The organism is Pseudomonas sp. NBRC 111132 (assembly GCF_001320565.1).
GTDB lineage: Bacteria > Pseudomonadota > Gammaproteobacteria > Pseudomonadales > Pseudomonadaceae > Aquipseudomonas > Aquipseudomonas putida_P.
On record NZ_BCBI01000034.1, the window covers coordinates 35,327 to 53,793 of the forward strand.

Annotated in this window: 16 protein-coding genes; 13 read left to right on the forward strand and 3 right to left on the reverse strand. The window is 64.1% G+C overall.

All coding sequences use genetic code 11. The features are described from left to right. Window positions 1–65: 65 nt before the first annotated feature. The gene (locus APH35_RS16990) at window positions 66–2,513 is read right to left on the reverse strand and encodes an acyl-CoA dehydrogenase (protein WP_060493588.1); all 2,448 of its coding nucleotides are present in this window, start codon (window positions 2,511–2,513) and stop codon (window positions 66–68) included. A 202-nt stretch (window positions 2,514–2,715) separates the two neighbouring features. Between APH35_RS16990 and APH35_RS16995 the strand changes: the two genes are divergently transcribed. The 3 genes from APH35_RS16995 (at window position 2,716) to APH35_RS17005 (ending at window position 5,181) form a co-directional block, all read left to right on the forward strand. Next, complete coding sequence (locus tag APH35_RS16995; RefSeq protein WP_012271143.1) at window positions 2,716–3,339, forward strand: glutathione S-transferase; 624 nt, start codon at window positions 2,716–2,718, stop codon at window positions 3,337–3,339. A gap of 133 nt (window positions 3,340–3,472) precedes the next feature. Next, entirely contained in the window at window positions 3,473–4,405 is a 933-nt protein-coding gene (locus APH35_RS17000; protein WP_060515138.1) for an ABC transporter ATP-binding protein, read from the forward strand. Further along, window positions 4,402–5,181, forward strand: a complete 780-nt coding sequence (locus APH35_RS17005; protein WP_012271145.1) for an ABC transporter permease — start codon at window positions 4,402–4,404, stop codon at window positions 5,179–5,181. The genes APH35_RS17000 and APH35_RS17005 overlap by 4 nt, the downstream gene beginning before the upstream one ends. Here APH35_RS17005 and APH35_RS17010 read toward each other — a convergent pair. Beyond that, entirely contained in the window at window positions 5,065–5,703 is a 639-nt protein-coding gene (locus APH35_RS17010; protein ID WP_012271146.1) for a DUF2062 domain-containing protein, read from the reverse strand. The genes APH35_RS17005 and APH35_RS17010 overlap by 117 nt on opposite strands. 142 nt (window positions 5,704–5,845) lie before the next feature. Between APH35_RS17010 and APH35_RS17015 the strand changes: the two genes are divergently transcribed. The 8 genes from APH35_RS17015 to murB all read left to right on the forward strand — a co-directional run bounded on the left by APH35_RS17015 (window position 5,846) and on the right by murB (window position 12,669). Then, a complete protein-coding gene (locus tag APH35_RS17015; protein WP_012271147.1) occupies window positions 5,846–8,062 on the forward strand; it encodes a DNA internalization-related competence protein ComEC/Rec2 in 2,217 nt (738 codons plus the stop codon). A gap of 68 nt (window positions 8,063–8,130) precedes the next feature. Continuing rightward, window positions 8,131–8,766: a MotA/TolQ/ExbB proton channel family protein gene (locus tag APH35_RS17020; RefSeq protein WP_016391244.1), complete on the forward strand. Its 636-nt coding sequence runs from the start codon at window positions 8,131–8,133 to the stop codon at window positions 8,764–8,766. Beyond that, window positions 8,763–9,197, forward strand: a complete 435-nt coding sequence (locus tag APH35_RS17025; protein ID WP_012271149.1) for an ExbD/TolR family protein — start codon at window positions 8,763–8,765, stop codon at window positions 9,195–9,197. The genes APH35_RS17020 and APH35_RS17025 overlap by 4 nt, the downstream gene beginning before the upstream one ends. Continuing rightward, window positions 9,197–10,198, forward strand: a complete 1,002-nt coding sequence (gene lpxK, locus APH35_RS17030) for a tetraacyldisaccharide 4'-kinase (protein WP_060515139.1) — start codon at window positions 9,197–9,199, stop codon at window positions 10,196–10,198. The genes APH35_RS17025 and lpxK overlap by 1 nt, the downstream gene beginning before the upstream one ends. 44 nt (window positions 10,199–10,242) lie before the next feature. Then, the gene (locus APH35_RS17035) at window positions 10,243–10,428 is read left to right on the forward strand and encodes a Trm112 family protein (protein ID WP_003247142.1); all 186 of its coding nucleotides are present in this window, start codon (window positions 10,243–10,245) and stop codon (window positions 10,426–10,428) included. After that, the gene (kdsB, locus tag APH35_RS17040) at window positions 10,425–11,189 is read left to right on the forward strand and encodes a 3-deoxy-manno-octulosonate cytidylyltransferase (RefSeq protein ID WP_060515140.1); all 765 of its coding nucleotides are present in this window, start codon (window positions 10,425–10,427) and stop codon (window positions 11,187–11,189) included. Before APH35_RS17035 ends, kdsB begins: the two co-directional genes overlap by 4 nt. Then, window positions 11,189–11,653 carry a low molecular weight protein-tyrosine-phosphatase gene (locus APH35_RS17045; protein ID WP_060493584.1) on the forward strand — a complete coding sequence of 155 codons (465 nt, stop codon included), beginning with the start codon at window positions 11,189–11,191 and terminating at the stop codon, window positions 11,651–11,653. The genes kdsB and APH35_RS17045 overlap by 1 nt, the downstream gene beginning before the upstream one ends. Beyond that, a complete protein-coding gene (gene murB, locus APH35_RS17050) occupies window positions 11,650–12,669 on the forward strand; it encodes a UDP-N-acetylmuramate dehydrogenase (protein ID WP_012271153.1) in 1,020 nt (339 codons plus the stop codon). The genes APH35_RS17045 and murB overlap by 4 nt, the downstream gene beginning before the upstream one ends. A 105-nt stretch (window positions 12,670–12,774) precedes the next feature. Here the strand turns inward: murB and rne are convergent, their stop codons facing one another. Continuing rightward, window positions 12,775–16,035, reverse strand: coding sequence for a ribonuclease E (gene rne, locus APH35_RS17055; RefSeq protein ID WP_060515141.1), 3,261 nt, complete (start codon window positions 16,033–16,035; stop codon window positions 12,775–12,777). Between the two features lie 796 nt (window positions 16,036–16,831). Here rne and rluC point away from each other — a divergent pair. Continuing rightward, window positions 16,832–17,788, forward strand: a complete 957-nt coding sequence (gene rluC, locus APH35_RS17060; RefSeq protein WP_060493582.1) for a 23S rRNA pseudouridine(955/2504/2580) synthase RluC — start codon at window positions 16,832–16,834, stop codon at window positions 17,786–17,788. A gap of 3 nt (window positions 17,789–17,791) precedes the next feature. After that, entirely contained in the window at window positions 17,792–18,466 is a 675-nt protein-coding gene (locus tag APH35_RS17065; RefSeq protein WP_012271156.1) for an HAD family hydrolase, read from the forward strand. The last annotated feature ends 1 nt before the right edge of the window (window position 18,467 follow it).

Below are 18,467 nucleotides of genomic sequence, written 5' to 3' on the forward strand. Positions count from 1 at the left end.
GGGTGGTTGAAACGGGGCCGGAGTATACGCCGGTTGGGGAAGGGGCCGCAAAACGGCCCCCTGTTTCATCGCACCTTGCCCTGCTCCGGAAGCAGTTGCGCCTTGTCGAAGGCATCCACATCGATCACTGCCCGGCGTGCCTGCTCCGCCGCCTGTAAGCGTTGACCCTCGTCAGCCTGTAATGCACCACTCTGGACTGCCGCATCGATGGCCGACTGCCCAGGTGCCGGCTGTACCTTGCCCTCCTTAAGCGCCTGATGCAGCACTTTGTGCAGTGGCGCAGTCTCGTCTAGTAGGTTGCAGGCCCGTTGCAATGCTGCCACCGGGTCACCCTCGGCCTGGGGTCGGAAGCAGCCGGCGAGCAATTCCTCCAGCGCCGGGTCGCCCTTGCTGCGGCCGATCAGCGCCGCCACTTCGGCATCCAGCTCATCGCTCGGCCCGGTATGGCGGCGGCCGAAGGGGAACACCAGCACGCGCAGAACACAACCGACAAATCGGTTGGGGAAGTTGTCGAGCAGCCGGTCCAGCGCCTTTTCCGCCTGGCCCAGGCTTTCTTCCATGGCCCAGCGCAGCAGTGGCTGCATGTGCTCGGGTGAGCCCAGGTCGTGGTAGCGCTTGAGCGCGGCGCTGGACAGGTACAGGTAGCTGAGCACATCGCCCAGGCGCGCACTCAGGCGTTCGCGGCGCTTGAGCGCGCCACCCAGCAGCATCATCGACAGGTCGGCCAGCAGGGCGAAAGCGGCAGCCTGGCGGTTGAGGGCGCGGAAATACCCTTGGCTCAATGCATCACCCGGTACCGACTCGAAGCGCCCTAGCCCCAGGTTGAACACCAACGTGCTGGCCGCGTTGCCGGCGGCGAACATGATGTGCTTCATCAGTAGCTCGTCGAACTCCCGCAGCGCCTGGTCACGGTCCTCACGGCCGACCAAAGCCATTTCCTTGAGCACGAACGGATGGCAGCGGATGGCGCCCTGGCCGAAGATCATCAGGTTGCGCGAAAGGATGTTGGCGCCTTCGACCGTGATGAAGATCGGTGCCCCTTGCCAGTTGCGCCCCAGGTAGTTGTTCGGCCCCATGATGATGGCCTTGCCGCCGTGCACGTCCATGGCGTGCTGGATGCATTCGCGGCCGCGCTCGGTGAGGTGGTACTTCAGAATCGCCGACAGCACCGAAGGCTTTTCACCGAGGTCCACGGCCTTGGCGGTCAGCAGGCGGGCGCTGTCCATCAGCCAGGCGTTGCCGCCAATGCGTGCCAGCGATTCCTGGATGCCTTCGAAAGCGGCCAGTGGCACGTTGAACTGTTCGCGGATATTGGCGTACTGGCCGGTGACCAGGCTGGTGTACTTGGCCGCGCCGGTGCCGACCGCAGGCAGGGAAATCGAACGGCCTACCGACAGGCAGTTCATCAGCATCATCCAGCCCTTGCCGAGCATGGCCTGCCCACCGATCAGGAAGTCCAGCGGCACGAACACGTCCTTGCCGCTGTTGGGGCCGTTCATGAAGGCGGCCCCCAGCGGCAGGTGGCGCTTGCCGATTTCGACACCGGGCGTGTCGGTGGGGATCAAGGCCAGGCTGATGCCCAGCTCCTGCTCGTCGCCCAACAGGTGGTCCGGGTCGTAGGCTTTGAAGGCCAGGCCCAGCAAGGTCGCGACCGGGCCCAGGGTGATATAGCGCTTTTCCCAGTTCAGCCGCAGGCCCAGCACTTCTTCGCCGTTCCACTGGCCTTTGCAGATGATGCCGGTGTCGGGCATGGCGCCGGCATCGGAGCCGGCCAACGGGCCGGTCAGGGCAAAGCAGGGGATCTCGTCGCCGCGGGCAAGGCGTGGCAGGTAATGGTTGCGTTGTTCGTCGGTGCCGTAATGCAGCAGCAATTCGGCCGGGCCGAGCGAGTTGGGCACCATCACCGTGGAGGCGAGATCGCCGCTGCGGGTGGCCAGTTTCATCGCCACCTGGGAATGAGCGTAGGCCGAAAAGCCTTTGCCGCCGTATTCCTTGGGGATGATCAGGGCGAAGAAGCCATGCTGCTTGATGTGACCCCAGGCTTCGGGTGGCAGGTCCAGGTCCTGACCGATCTGCCAGTCGCTGACCATGGCGCACAGCGCTTCAGTGGGGCCGTCGATGAAGGCCTGTTCTTCGTCGGTCAGTTTCGGTGCCGGGTAGGCCAGCAAGGTACGCCAGTCGGGGCGGCCGCTGAACAGTTCGCCGTCCCACCACACCGTGCCGGCATCGATCGCTTCGCGCTCGGTTTGCGACATGGGCGGCAAGGTACGCTGGAACCAGTTGAAAACCGGCCCGGTGAACACCTTGCGGCGCCAGTCCGGGAGCGCAACCAGGGCGATTTTCAAGGCCAGTACCCCCCAGATCAGGGTCAGCAACCAGCCGGGTGCACTGCTGAAAATGCCCATCAGCAGCACGTAGGCCGCCATGATGCCCAGAATCTGCAAGGGCGCCAGGCGCCGATGCGTGAGGTATGCCGCGCCGATCACCAGCACTACCAACCACAACAGCAACATAATCGGTCCTCCTTGGAACCAAGGGCTTGAGCCGTCCCAGACAGCTTAGACGCAACGCTGTGAACGGCATGTTCTGAACAGTGACAGGGTGTGGCAGCGGGAGTTTCAGTTCATGTGCTTGCCTGTGCTGGTTTCTTCATGGGTACAGGCGGCGAGGGTCTGGAGTAGACTGCAACACCTGTGCATTCATAAGGACGTTGCCATGCTGAAGATCTGGGGTCGCAAGAATTCGAGCAATGTGCGCAAGGCGCTGTGGATCGCCCACGAGCTGGGCCTGGACTTCGACTCCATCGACGCCGGCGGCGCTTTCGGTGTGGTCAACGAGCCGCACTACCGCGCCCGCAATCCCAACGGCCTGGTGCCGATGCTCGAAGACGGCGACCTGACCCTGTGGGAATCCAACACCATCGTCCGCTACCTGTGCGCCGAGTACGGCGCCGAGCAGGGCTGGTACCTCGAAGACCCACGCCAGCGCGCCCTGGCCGACAAGTGGATGGACTGGACCACCTCGTCCTTCGCCGCACCCTTCCGCCCGCTGTTCTGGGGCCTTTTGCGCACCCCGGAAGACCAGCGCGATTGGGTGGCGATCAACGCCGCGCACAAGCAGTGCGCGCAATTGCTGGCCATTGCCGACGAAACCTTGGCCAAGCAGCCGTATCTGTCCGGTGACCAGATCGGCATGGGCGACATCCCACTGGGTAGCTTTATCTACGCCTGGTTCGAAATGCCCATCGAACGCCCGGCCATGCACCATCTCGAAGCCTGGTATGAGCGCCTGAAACAGCGCCCGGCCTACCAGGCCGCGGTGATGACGGCGCTCACCTGACCCTGCTTCGATAGTCATTATCAATAGATGTGACTGTACTTGTGCGGCCTTGCCTTGCACCATGGCCGTACTCACTGCGCCAGTGACTTTACCTGGCGTGTCCTGCACCTTTTTCCTCGGTAAGTGACCCGCTATGAGTTCCGCCCTGTCCATCCGACAGCTGACCAAGACCTACGGCAATGGCTTTCAGGCCCTCAAAGGCATCGACCTCGATGTTGCCGAAGGCGACTTCTTCGCCTTGCTCGGCCCCAACGGCGCCGGCAAGTCCACCACCATCGGCATTCTCTCCACCCTGGTGAACAAGACCAGTGGCACGGTGAACGTGTTTGGCCACGACCTGGACCGCGAGCCCTCGGCGCTCAAGCGTTGCCTGGGCGTGGTGCCGCAAGAGTTCAACTTCAACCAGTTCGAAAAAACCTTCGACATCGTCGTGACCCAGGCCGGCTACTACGGCATCCCGCCCAAGCTGGCCAAGGAACGCGCCGAACAGTACCTGACCCAATTGGGCCTGTGGGACAAGCGTGATGTGCAGTCGCGTTCGCTGTCCGGCGGCATGAAGCGCCGCCTGATGATTGCCCGCGCGCTGATCCACGAGCCGCGCCTGCTGATCCTTGACGAGCCCACCGCGGGTGTGGACATCGAGTTGCGTCGCTCGATGTGGAGCTTCCTCACCGAGCTGAACCAGAAGGGCATCACCATCATCCTCACCACCCATTACCTGGAAGAGGCTGAGCAGCTGTGCCGTAACATCGGCATCATCGACCACGGCACCATCGTCGAGAACACCAGCATGCGCCAGTTGCTGGGCAAGCTGCATGTGGAAACCTTCGTGCTCGACCTCAAGCAGGACCTGGCCAGTGCACCTGTGCTGCAAGGCTACCCGAGCCGGCTGCTGACCCCGCATTCCCTGGAGGTGCAGGTGGACAAGGACATCGGCATCACCGCGCTGTTCGGCCAGCTGGCGCTGCAGAACATCGAGGTGCAGAGCCTGCGCAACAAGACCAACCGACTTGAGGAGCTGTTCGTGTCCCTGGTGGAAAAAAACTTGTCGAAGGTGGCCGTATGAGTGTGGAACTGCGCACCAACTGGGTCGCCCTGAACACCATCGTCTACCGCGAGGTGCGGCGCTTCTTGCGCATTTGGCCGCAAACGTTGCTGCCACCAGCGATCACCATGGTGCTGTACTTCGTCATCTTCGGTAACCTGATCGGTCGGCAGATCGGCGATATGGGTGGTTTCACCTACATGCAGTACATCGTGCCGGGGCTGATCATGATGTCGGTGATCACCAACTCCTATGGCAACGTGGTGTCGAGCTTCTTCGGCAGCAAGTTCCAGCGCTCGATCGAAGAGCTGATGGTGTCGCCGGTGTCGCCGCACACCATCTTGGTCGGCTATGTACTGGGGGGCGTGCTGCGCGGTCTGGCGGTTGGGGTGATCGTGACCATTTTGTCGATGTTCTTCACCGACCTGCAGGTGCATCACCTGGGCGTGACCGTGATCGTGGTGCTGCTCACTGCCACCATCTTCTCGCTGCTGGGCTTCGTCAACGCGGTGTTCGCCCGTAATTTCGACGATATCTCGATCATCCCGACCTTCGTGCTGACGCCGCTGACCTACCTGGGCGGCGTGTTCTACTCGATCAACCTGCTGCCGCCGTTCTGGCAGACCGTGTCGTTGGCCAACCCGGTGCTGCACATGGTCAACTCATTCCGCTACGGCATCCTAGGGGTGTCGGATATCAGCATTGGCACGGCGATCACCTTCATGCTGGTGGCCACTGCGGTGCTCTACCTGCTGTGCGTGCGCCTGCTGGTCAGCGGTCGCGGCATGCGTGCATGACCCCTGCTGCGAACACCTGAGCTTGCGCCGGCGCCACTGCCGGCCAATCCACCAGCGCCAGTACAACAGGGTGGTGAAGTAGGCGACGATGCCCAGCACCACCCCGCACACGACCGAACCCAGCAGAAACGGTTGCCACACCGTGGCCAACTGGTCGGTGATCCACTCGAAGGTCAACTCATCGGGCAAGCTGCGTGGCGGCACCTGCATCAGCCAGGCGCCTGTCATGTAGGTGACGAAGAACACAGGTGGCATGGTAAGTGGGTTGGTCAGCCACACCAGGCTGACGGCGATCGGCAGGTTGCCGCGCACCGGAATGGCCAGCGCGGCAGCCAGTAGCATCTGCGCGGGCATCGGGATCAGCGCGGCGAACAGGCCAACGCCCATGGCCCGTGCCACCGAATGGCGGTTCAGGTGCCAGAGGTTCGGGTCGTGCAGCAACTTGCCGAAAAAGCGTAAGGACTTGTGTTCCCGAATGCTGGTCGGGTCCGGCATGTAGCGTTTGAAAAGTCGGCGCGGCATGTAGGCTCCCGGAGCGTTGATCCGGGAAGTATGCCCTTAATCCTGCTCAGGCTCGTTTAGAGTTTGTGACAATTGTTGAGCAAGCGTTGCCGGCAAATGGGCTATGCCTCAGAAGGTAATTTGCCTTCTGGAGCTCTACCTCATGCGCACAGGGATGTTTGCGCTCGCGCTCGGGCTTTTGTGCCTGGGCTTTCTCCCCGCGTTGCCATCGGTCGGATGGCTGCTGGTGCTGGCCGGCTGCGCTGTCGTCAGCCTGTTTACCCGGGGTTGGCCGTTGGGCTGTTTTCTCCTGGGCTTCTGTTGGGCTTGCTGGTCTGCGCAGCAGGCGCTCGATGATCGCCTGGCTAGCGGTCTGGATGGCCGCACCCTGTGGCTGGAAGGGCGGGTGGTTGGTTTGCCGACCCGAACAGCACAAGGCGTGCGTTTCGAGTTGGAGGCGGCACGCTCGCGGCGGGCCGAACTGCCGCAGCGCCTGCAATTGAGCTGGTTCGAAGGGCCGACACTGAGGGCGGGCGAGCAGTGGCGGCTGGCCGTGACCTTGCAGCGTCCGGCTGGGCTGCTCAATCCGCATGGGCCGGACCGGGAGGCCTATTTGCTGGCGCGGCGAGTGGGCGCCACGGGCACGGTCAAGGCGGGGCAGCTGCTGGCTCCCGTGACCGGTGGCTGGCGCGATGCGCTGCGTCAGCGCTTGCTTGCGGTCGAGGCCAATGGTCGTGAGCAAGCGTTGGTGGCGTTGGTGCTGGGCGATGGAGCGGGCCTGGCCAGGGAGGACTGGCAGACATTGCAGGCCACCGGCACGGTGCACCTGTTGGTAATTTCTGGCCAGCATATCGGCCTGGTCGCCGGTTTGCTCTACGGCCTGGTTGCCGTGCTGGCGCGTTGGGGGCTGTGGCCGGCACGGCTGCCATGGCTACCCTGGGCCTGCGGTCTGGCCATGACCGCGGCGCTGGGCTACGGCTGGTTGGCCGGCGGCGGTGTGCCCGTGCAGCGCGCCTGCCTGATGCTGGCTGTGGTGTTGCTCTGGCGCCTGCGCTTTCGCCACCTTGGGGCTTTTTTACCCTTGTTGCTGGCGCTCGTTGCGGTGTTGCTGGTTGAGCCGCTGGCGGCGCTGCTTCCTGGGTTCTGGCTGTCGTTTGCTGCCGTGGCCACGCTGATCTATTGCTTCAGTGCTCGCTTGGGCGCTTGGCGGCCCTGGCAGGCTTGGACGCGTGCGCAATGGGTTGTTGCCATCGGCTTGCTACCGGTACTGCTGGCTACAGGCTTGCCGGTAAGCCTGACTGCACCGCTGGCCAACCTTGTGGCAGTGCCGTGGATCAGCCTGGCGGTTTTGCCGTTGGCGTTGCTGGGTACGTTGTTGCTGCCGCTGGGCGGCGTAGGGGAGGCGCTGTTGTGGCTGGCGGGCGGCTTGCTGGATTGGCTGTTCCGGCTGCTGGCACTGGTGGCGCAGCAGCGCCCGGCATGGGTGCCGCCGGCCTTGCCACTGTGGGCCTGGCTGTTGGTCTGTCTGGGTGCGTTGTTGGTTTTGCTACCCCGCGGTGTGCCGCTGCGCGCGTTGGGAGCGGTGATGCTGCTGGCGCTGTGGGTGCCCAGGGAGCCGGTGCCGCTCGGGCAAGTCGAGGTCTGGCAGCTGGACGTTGGCCAGGGGCTGGCGGTGCTGTTGCGTACCCAGCATCACAACCTGTTGTATGACGCCGGGCCGGCCAGGGGCGAAAGTGACCTGGGGGAGCGGGTGGTACTGCCGACTTTGCATAAGCTGGGGGTGGCCAGCCTAGACCTGATGGTGATCAGCCATGCGCATGCCGACCATGCGGGTGGGGCGGGGGCCATTCAGCGGGGTTTGCCGGTCAAGCGGGTTGTCGGTGGTGAAGCGCTGGAACACTTTGAGCTGCAGCCTTGTGTGAGTGGTGAACAGTGGGAATGGGACGGCGTGCGCTTTTCGCTGTGGCACTGGGCTGATGGGCAGAGCAGCAACGACCGCTCCTGCGTGCTGCTGGTCGAGGCCCAGGGCGAGCGATTGTTGTTGGCTGGTGATATGGAGGCTGGCGCCGAACGGGCCTGGCTGGCAGCCACTGAAGTGCCCGGAATCGACTGGCTGCAGGCTCCGCACCATGGCAGCCGCAGTTCGTCCACCGAGGCGTTCATCCGTGCTACCGCACCGCGTGGGGTTTTGGTTTCGCGTGGGCGCAACAACAGCTTCGGGCACCCGCATGCGCAGGTCGTGGAGCGGTATCGGCGGCACGGGGCGGTGATGCATGACACGGCGGTGGAGGGGGCGTTGCGGGTGGTGCTGGGGCGGCACGGGGAAGCGGAAGGTGTGCGGGTGCAGCGGCGATTCTGGCGTGAGGTCGCAATTCCCTGACCTCCGGCAGATGAGCCCCCAGCGGTCCTATGGTAGAGTGGCGGCCTTTTTCCGAAGGGGCGTTTACTGTGTGGGAATTGGTCAAGTCCGGTGGTTGGATGATGCTGCCGATCATTCTGAGTTCCATCGCTGCCATGGCTATCGTCGTCGAGCGCCTGTGGACCCTGCGCGCCAGCCGCGTCACCCCGCCGCACCTGCTGGGCCAGGTGTGGATGTGGATCAAGGACAAGCAACTGACCAGTGACAAGCTCAAAGCCTTGCGCGCCGATTCGCCACTGGGCGAAATCCTTGCTGCGGGCCTGGCCAACTCGCGCCATGGTCGTGAAATCATGAAAGAGTGCATCGAGGAAGCCGCTTCGCGTGTCATCCACGAACTGGAGCGCTACATCAGCACCCTCGGCACCATCGCTGCCATGGCTCCGTTGCTGGGCCTGCTGGGCACCGTACTGGGCATGATCGACATCTTCAGCGCCTTCATGGGTTCGCAGATGACCGCCAACGCCGCCGTGCTGGCCGGTGGTATCTCCAAGGCCCTGGTTACCACGGCGGCCGGCCTGATGGTCGGTATCCCGGCGGTATTCTTCCACCGTTTCCTGCTGCGCCGCATCGATGAGCTGGTGGTGGGCATGGAACAAGAAGCGATCAAGCTGGTGGAAGTGATCCAGGGCGACCGTGAAGTGGAAGTGGCCGGAGGCAAGGCGTGAAGTTCCGGCGCAATCGCCAGCGGGAAAACGTCGACATCAACCTGGCGTCGCTGATCGACGTGGTGTTCGTCCTGCTGCTGTTCTTCGTGGTAACCACCACCTTCACTCGCGAGACCCAGCTGCGCGTCGAGCTGCCTGAAGCTGCCAGTGCCGAGCAGGCGCCGGCCGATCAGGGCAAGCTGGTGGAAATCACCATCAGCGCCGAAGGCGTGTATTCGGTGAACAACCACCTGCTGCCCAAGAGCGACCTGGCCACCTTGAGCGAAGCCATCGAGCGTGAGTCGGGCGGCGACAACAAGCTGCCGCTGGCCATCAGCGCCGACGGCAAGACCCCGCATCAGGCTGTGGTCACCGCAATGGATGCCGCCGGCAAGCTCGGTTTCAGCCAGTTGCGCATGACCACCGTCGAGGCGGCCCAGGGCACGCCTTGATGGCTTTCGCCGACCGTTTGCTCGCCGCCTGGTACGCCGGGCACCCGGCTTTGGCGCTGCTGCGACCGCTGGAGGCTTTGTATCGCCGTGTGGTCACGCGCAAACGGGCACGTTTTCTCAGTGGCGAAAGCGCCAGCTATCGGGCGCCAGTGCCGGTGATCGTGGTGGGCAACATCACCGTGGGCGGCACCGGCAAGACGCCGATGATCCTCTGGCTGATCGAACACTGCCGCCAACAGGGGCTGAAGGTGGGCGTGGTCAGCCGTGGCTATGGGGCCAAGCCGCCGCAGTTACCTTGGCGCGTGCAGGCCAATCAGTGCGCCGACCAGGCGGGCGACGAGCCGCTGCTGATCGTGCAGCGCACCGGCGTGCCGCTGATGATCGACCCCGACCGTTCCCGCGCCGTGCAGACGTTGCTGGCCAGCGAACCGCTCGACCTGATCCTGTGCGACGACGGCATGCAGCATTACCGCCTGGCCCGTGACCTGGAGCTGGTGCTGATCGATGCCGCCCGTGGCCTGGGCAATGGCCGCTGCCTGCCGGCCGGCCCTTTGCGCGAGCCCGCCGAACGCCTGCTGGATGCAGATGCCGTGCTGTTCAATGGTGCCAATGCTGACCGCGCCGATGGCTTTGGCTTTTGCCTGCAGCCGTCCGCGCTGGTTAACCTGCGCAGCGGCGAGCGCCGTGCGCTCGACCATTTCCCCGCAGGCCAGCGCCTGCATGCGGTGGCCGGTATCGGTAACCCGCAACGTTTCTTCAATACCCTGCTGGGGCTAAACTGGCAGCCGGTGCCGCACCCCTTCGCCGACCATGCGCAATTCAGCGCCCAGAGCCTGGCCTTCAGCCCGCAGTTACCGCTGGTGATGACCGAGAAGGACGCGGTGAAATGCCGGGCCTTTGCCGCTGACGACTGGTGGTACCTGGCCGTCGAGGCACAGCCCACGCCGGCTTTCAGCGCCTGGTTCGACAACCAGCTACAGCGTTTGCTGCGCAAGCCCTAAGCCCGTTTTCAATTTCCGGCCACCTGGCCTAAAGGAAGCTTTCAATGGACACCAAACTGCTCGATATCCTGGCCTGCCCGATCACCAAAGGCCCGCTCAAGCTCAGCGCCGACAAGACCGAGCTGATCAGCAAGGGCGCGGGCCTGGCCTACCCGATTCGCGACGGTATCCCGGTCATGCTCGAAAGCGAGGCGCGTACCCTGACCGACGACGAGCGTCTGGACAAATGAGCCTGAACTTCACCGTGGTGATCCCCGCCCGGCTGCGCTCCACGCGTTTGCCGGGCAAACCGTTGTTGCCGATCGCCGGCAAGCCGATGGTGCAGCATGTGTGGGAGCAGGCGCGCAGGAGCGGTGCCAGCCGCGTGGTCATCGCCACCGACGACGCCAGCATCCTCGAAGCTTGCCAGGCCTTTGGCGCCGAAGTGCTGATGACCCGTGCCGACCATGAATCCGGCACCGACCGCCTGGCTGAAGTGGTCGCGCACCTCGGCCTGCCGGCTGATGCCATCGTGGTCAACGTGCAGGGCGACGAGCCGCTGATCCCACCGGTGATCATCGATCAGGTGGCCGCCAACCTGGCAGCCCACCCGGAGGCTGGCATTGCCACCCTGGCAGAGCCCATCCATGAGCCGGAAGCCGTGTTCAATCCCAATGCGGTCAAGGTGGTGAGCGACAAGAACGGCCTGGCCCTGACTTTCAGTCGTGCACCGCTGCCCTGGGCTCGCGATGCCTTTGCCAAGGACCGCAACGTGCTGCCGGAGGGCGTGCCGTATCGCCGTCACATCGGCATGTACGCCTACCGCGTCGGCTTCCTGCAAGACTTCGTCGGCTGGGGCCCATGCTGGCTCGAGCAGACTGAAGCGCTGGAGCAACTGCGTGCGCTGTGGCACGGCGTGCGCATTCACGTCGAGGACGCTATCGAGGCGCCTGCCGTGGGTGTGGATACCCCCGAAGACCTGGAGCGCGTACGGCGCTTGCTGGAGGCCTGATGCGCGTTCTGTTCGTGTGCCTGGGCAACATCTGCCGCTCGCCCACTGCCGAAGGCGTGCTGCGCCATCAATTGCAGGTCGCCGGGCTGGCCGACAAGGTGCAGGTGGCGTCGGCCGGTACCGGCGACTGGCATGTCGGCAAGGCGCCAGACAGCCGTACCTGCAAGGCGGCGCTGGCGCGCGGTTACGACTTGTCGCAACAGCGCGCCCAGCAGGTCAGGGCTTCGCACTTTGCCGAATACGACCTGGTTCTGGCCATGGACGAGAGTAACCTGCGCGATTTGCGCGCCCTGCGCCCGTCCACTGCAGTGGGTGAGCTCGACTTGTTCCTGCGCCGCTACCAGGGGGCGCTGGATGAAGTGCCAGATCCTTACTACGGCGGCGCCGACGGGTTCGAGCAGGTGCTCGACCTGGTCGAAGCGGCTTGCCAGGCGCTGGTGCTGGAAATCAAGGGGCGGCTATGACAGTGCAGTGGCAGGAGCAGGTATCGCTCAAGCCTTACAACACCTTCGGTATCGACGTGAAGGCGCGCTATTTCAGCCAGGCGCAGGATGACCTGCAGGTACGCCAGGCGCTGAGCCAGGCGCAGCAGCAAGGCCTCCCGGTGTTGGTGATCGGTGGCGGCAGCAACCTGCTGCTGACCCGTGATATCGATGCGTTGGTGCTGCACATGGCCAGCCGTGGCCGGCGCGTGCTCAGTGACGATGGCGAGCGCGTCGTGGTCGAGGCCGAGGCCGGTGAGCCTTGGCATGCATTCGTACAATGGGCATTGACGCAGGGGTATTGCGGGCTGGAGAACCTCAGCCTCATCCCTGGCACCGTGGGCGCGGCACCCATGCAGAACGTGGGTGCTTATGGGGTAGAGATCAAGGACGTATTCGCCGGCCTGACAGCCCTGGACCGCGAGACCGGCGAGCTGCGTGACTTCGGTTTGGCGGAGTGTGCCTTTGGCTACCGCGACAGTCTTTTCAAGCGCAACCCCGGGCGCTGGTTGATCCTGCGTGTGCGCTTTGCCCTGACACGCACCCTGCAGGCCCATCTGGATTACGGCCCAGTGCGTCAGCGCCTGGCGGAACAGGGCGTAACCGAGCCGACTGCGCAGGCGATCAGTGATGCAATTTGCAGCATTCGCCGCGAGAAGCTGCCGGACCCGGCTGAACTTGGCAATGCTGGGAGCTTCTTCAAGAACCCGGTGGTGCCGGCTGGTCTGGTCGAGCATATTCGTGCGCAGTATCCGGCCGTTGTGGCGTATCCGCAGGCTGATGGCCGGGTGAAGTTGGCGGCGGGTTGGTTGATCGAACAGGCGGGCTGGAAAGGGCATCGCGATGGTGATGCGGGCGTGCATCGCCTGCAGTCGCTGGTGTTGGTCAACTATGGCCAGGCGAGCGGGGCGCAGATGCAGGCGCTGGCGCTGCGGATCCAGGCGGATATCCTGGAGCGTTTCGGGGTTGAGCTGGAAATGGAGCCTAACCTCTACTGATCGAAGGGGGCAGCGTAGCGGCCCCAACCCAGCGACCACGTTCACTTGGCCAAGAAAAAGCCCCGCCAGTTCGCACTGGCGGGGCTTTTTATTCAGCCTTGGCTATCAACCGTGATGAGGCTTGTGCTCATCGGCGGCTTCCAGGGCTGGCTCCTCGGTGGCGGCAGCTTCCTGTGCGGCTTTGGCGGCAGCCTCGGCTTCACGCTTGCGACGGCGCACTTCACGCGGGTCGTTCGGCGCGCGGCCGTTCGCCAGCATGACGGTGGCCGGCTCTACTGCGGCTGGGGCTTCGATCGCTGCAGGTTCGACGACCACGGGTGCAGGCTCGGCCACTGCTTCTGGCTGAGCTTCGATTACCGGTGCGGGTTGCTCGGCAACCGAAGCCGCTTCGACAACGGCCGGGGCCTGTTCGATTTCACCGGCTTCCACGGCTGGGGCTTCCACTGGCGCTTCAGCAGCCACGGTTTCGGCAACCACGGCCGGCTCGACAACAGGTGTCGCTTCGACGGCGGCCTGCGGAGCGATTTCGACCACAGGCTCGGCGGTTGCCTCGACCACGGCCACTGGCTCGCTGACCGGTTGCTCGACCGCAGGTGCTACGGCCACTTCCTCAGCCTTGGCGACAGCTTCGACCTGCTCTACCTTTTCAACCTGCTCGACGGGTTGGGCGGCTTCGCTGTTGTCAGTTTCTGCTGCGGTGGCGACTTCAGCGGTGGCGCGCTCGGCCTGCTGGTTGGCCTGGGCTTCGGCGTCGGTGCTGATGTTGCTGGTGGCAACAGCGGCAGTCACTGCCAGGCCGGCGGCCAGTTCGGCACCCAGCTCGGTGGCCTGGTGCTGTTGTGGTTGCTCTTCGCTGCCTTCTTCTTCGCCGTCGATCAGCTCGCCATTGGCGTTGCGCTGGCGCTCACGACGGTTGCTGCGACGGCGCTGACCACGCGAGCGGCGGCGCGGGCGCTCGCCATCGGTGGCTTCCTGCTCGTCCTGCAGCAGCTCATCGTTTGGCAGTTGCTCTTCGGCCAGCTCGGCAGCCTGTTCGGCCGCTTCTTCTGCGGCACGTGGCTGACGCTCTTCGCGTGGTGGGCGCGGGGCACGTTCTTCACGTGGAGCACGTTCTTCGCGAGGGGCGCGCTCTTCGCGTGGAGCACGTTCTTCACGAGAGGCACGCTCTTCGCGAGGTGCGCGCTCTTCACGTGGAGCACGCTCTTCACGCGGTGCACGCTCTTCGCGTGGAGCTCGTTCTTCGCGGGTTACACGTTCTTCGCGCGGCTGGCGCTCTTCGCGTTCGGCTGGCGGGGTAGCATCCAGCGGCTCACGCAGCTCGCGTACGCGCTCTTCGCCACGGTTGCTGCGGCGGTCTTCGCGTGGCTGACGTGGTGCACGCTCTTCGCGCGGCGCACGTTCTTCGCGTGGGGCGCGCTCTTCACGTGGTGCACGCTCTTCGCGCGGTGCGCGTTCCTCGCGTGGCTGGCGCTCTTCGCGCGGTGCGCGCTCGGCACGTTCTTCACGCGGCTTGCGCTCTTCGTCGCGGCGGCCGTTGCGGTTGCGGCTTTGCTGGCGGCCGTTGCGGCGTTCTTCGTTGCGTGGGCTGCGCTCAGCGGCCGGTTTTTCGGCGGCAACCACCGGTGCGGCGGCAGGCTCGTCCTTGCCGGCGAACAGGCTGACCAGCGACTTCACCAGGCCCTTGAACAGGCTTGGCTCCGGAGCGCTCGGGGCAGGGGCGACCGGTGCGGCAGCCTGCGGCTCTTCAGCGGCGGCCGGTACCGGCGCATTGGCGCGTGCCGGGGCCGTTTTCACAGCAGCTTCCTGACGTACCAGGGTGCGGGTGGCGGTCGGCTGCGGCGCTTCTTCGGTTTCGGCGGCGGCGATCTCGTAGCTGGACTGGTTGTTCAGCACTTCCGGGTTGTCGTCGCGCAGGCGCTGGACTTCGAAGTGCGGGGTTTCCAGGTGGTCGTTTGGCAAGATGATGATGCGCGCACGGGTGCGCAGTTCGATCTTGGTGATCGAGTTGCGCTTCTCGTTGAGCAGGAACGCGGCCACCGGGATCGGCACCTGGGCACGCACTTCGGCGGTGCGGTCCTTCAGGGCTTCTTCTTCGATCAGGCGCAGGATGGCCAGCGACAGCGACTCGACATCGCGGATGATGCCGGTGCCGGAGCAGCGTGGGCAGACGATGCCGCTGCTTTCGCCCAGCGACGGGCGCAGGCGCTGACGGGACATTTCCAGCAGGCCGAAGCGGGAGATGCGGCCAACCTGCACGCGGGCGCGGTCGGCTTCCAGGCATTCGCGGACGCGTTCTTCCACGGCGCGTTGGTTTTTCGCCGGGGTCATGTCGATGAAGTCGATGACGATCAGGCCACCAATGTCACGCAGGCGTAGCTGGCGGGCGATTTCCTCGGCCGCTTCCAGGTTGGTCTGCAAGGCGGTTTCTTCGATGTCGCTGCCTTTGGTGGCGCGCGCCGAGTTGATGTCGATGGACACCAGGGCTTCGGTCGGGTCGATCACGATCGAGCCGCCGGAAGGCAGGTCGACCACGCGCTGGAAGGCGGTCTCGATCTGGCTTTCGATCTGGAAACGGTTGAACAGCGGCACGCTGTCTTCGTACAGCTTGACCTTGCTGGCGTACTGCGGCATCACCTGGCGGATGAAGGTGAGGGCTTCTTCCTGGGCGTCGATGCTGTCGATCAGCACTTCGCCGATGTCCTGGCGCAGGTAGTCGCGGATGGCGCGGATGATGACGTTGCTTTCCTGGTAGATCAGGAATGGCGCGGCGCGGTCCAGGGACGCTTCCTTGATGGCGGTCCACAGCTGCAGCAGGTAGTCGAGGTCCCACTGCATTTCTTCGCTGCTGCGGCCCAGGCCTGCAGTGCGCACGATCAGGCCCATGTCGCCCGGCACGGTCAGGCCGTTCAGGGCTTCACGCAGTTCGTTGCGCTCTTCGCCTTCGATGCGGCGGGAGATGCCGCCGGCACGCGGGTTGTTGGGCATCAGAACCAGGTAGCGGCCAGCCAGGCTGATGAAGGTGGTGAGGGCGGCGCCTTTGTTGCCGCGCTCTTCCTTCTCGACCTGGACGATGACTTCCTGGCCTTCGCTGAGTACTTCCTTGATGTTGACCCGGCCTTCAGGGGCCTTCTTGAAGTATTCGCGGGAGATTTCTTTCAGCGGCAGGAAGCCGTGACGTTCGGAGCCGAAGTCGACGAAGGCGGCTTCGAGGCTGGGTTCGATGCGGGTGATCTTGCCTTTATAGATGTTGGCCTTTTTCTGCTCGCGCGCACCGGACTCGATGTCCAGGTCGTAGAGACGTTGGCCGTCCACCAGGGCTACACGCAACTCTTCGGGTTGAGTCGCGTTAATCAGCATTCTTTTCATGTTGTACCGTCGGTTTCCGGGCTGCCGGAAACGGCGTTCGGCACACACGACGTCTCATGGTCGGTGCCAAGGTGCGCAAAGGGTGGCCGGGCCACCCCCGTGTCGAGCGACGTTCGGCACCAGCCGGTTGCCCAGCCTGCCGTTGTCGCGACGACGCGTCCTGTTTGCTGCGGTGCCAACAAGGCCCCGGTGGCTTCGAATAGGTATCCGAATCAACCAAGCGGGCCTTGTGCACTCAGTCAGGAGGAGGAATCAACCGTCAGCCGTGGACGCCCGGAGGCATCTGTTCAGGACCTTATCCGCTCGCCAGCCGTGAGTGGGCTGGTGGCCGGACGCGGTGCTACACGGTCCGAGGGCTGTGCATCTCCACCCTGCACGTATCCCTGATAATTCGGGTGCTGCCGCGCGCTGAATCCGCAACGGGTTGCATTTTTCGCCAGCGCTGGTTCTGCGCTGGCGCCATTCATGTCCAAGGCAGGTATTTCCGAAGCATTCGCCGGGCGTTGCGTGGAAGCGACTCGCGGGCAGAGGTGCAGCGAAAAGAATCGGGTAAGCAGGTGAAACACCGCACTTGTCGTTTTTTTTCGGTCTTCTCTACACAGCGCTGGTGGCGATTCCAGGCAATTCGGTAAACTGGCGAAAACCCCGTAGGACGGCCTCGCGTCCTGGAGAATTGCGAAGGTCAGGGACCGGCGAAGAGCCTGGTGCCGCTGGCCTGCCGCTTTTGGCGGCGTTCGCGACTATAGCAGCAATGATTAAGTGCTTCAATTCCATAAAAAATTGTTATGATCCCGCCATGACGACCAATACCCCTCCGACTTCCGGCGTTCAGCTGATCGAAGTCGCGCCGGAGCTTGCCGGCCAACGCATCGACAATTTCCTCATCACGGCCCTCAAGGGCGTGCCCAAGACGCTGGTCTACCGCATCCTGCGCAAGGGTGAGGTGAGGGTCAACAAGGGCCGCGTCAAGCCGGAGTACAAAATCCAGGCCGGCGACATCGTGCGGGTGCCGCCCGTCCGCCTGCCGGAACGTGACGAACCGGCACCGGTGGCCCAGGGCCTGTTGCAGCGCCTGGAGGCCGCGATTGTCTACGAAGACAAGGCGCTGATCGTGATGAACAAGCCCGCCGGCATTGCCGTGCACGGCGGCAGCGGCCTGAGCTTTGGGGTGATCGAGGCGCTGCGCCAACTGCGCCCGGATGCCAAGGAGCTGGAACTGGTGCACCGCCTGGATCGCGACACCTCCGGCCTGCTGATGATCGCCAAGAAGCGCAGCATGCTGCGCCACCTGCATGCCGCCCTGCGCGGCGATGGTGTCGACAAGCGCTACATGGCGCTGGTGCGTGGCCATTGGCCGACCTCGAAAAAACAGGTCAATGCGCCATTGCTCAAGAGCAACCTGCGTTCCGGTGAGCGCATGGTCGAGGTGAACGACGAGGGCAAGGAGGCACTGACCCTGTTCCGCGTGCTGCGCCGTTTTGGCGAATTCGCCACCATTGTCGAGGCGCGCCCGATCACCGGTCGTACCCATCAGATCCGTGTGCACACCCTGCACGCCGGGCACATGATTGCCGGCGACAGCAAATACGGTGACGAAGACTTCAGTCGCGAGATTCGCGAGCTGGGCGGCAAGCGCCTGTTCTTGCATGCCTATGCGCTGACCGTGCCGCTGCCGGACGGAGGCGAGCTTAAACTCGAGGCGCCGGTGGATGAGGTGTGGGCGAAAACCATTGAGCGTTTGAGTGCATCCTGATCTATGAAAAAGGGCTATGAGCTACTGATTTTCGACTGGGACGGCACGCTGGCTGATTCCATCGGGCGTATCGTTGAGGCGATGAACGCCGCCGCCGAGCGTGCTGGCGAGGCGCCCAGTGGCGACGATGCAGTCAAGGGCATCATCGGCCTGGCCCTGGGCGAGGCCATTCATACGCTGTACCCGCACCTGGCGCCTGCGCAGGTGGAGCGCTTTCGTCAGCACTATGCCGATATCTACATGGCGCTGGATCAGCAGCCCTCACCGTTGTTCGAGGGCGTGGTCGAGTCGCTGGATGCCTTCCGCGCCGAGGGTTACCGCCTGGCGGTGGCCACCGGCAAAGCTCGTCGCGGGTTGGATCGGGTGCTCAAGGCCAATGGTTGGGAGCAGTTCTTCGACATCACCCGCGCTGCCGACGAAACCCGTGGTAAACCGCACCCGCTGATGCTTGAGGAGATCCTCGCGCATTGCGGCGTCGAACCGGGGCGTGCGCTGATGGTCGGAGATTCTGCATTCGATCTGCAGATGGCCAGCAATGCCGGCATGCATTCGGTGGCGGTGGGCTATGGTGCCATGTCGCTACAGGCGCTGGCCGAGTTTGGGCCGCAGGTTTGCATCGATCACTTTTCCCAGCTGCGCGAGTGGCTGGGTGGTACTGCAATTCCACTTCCAAGGTAGG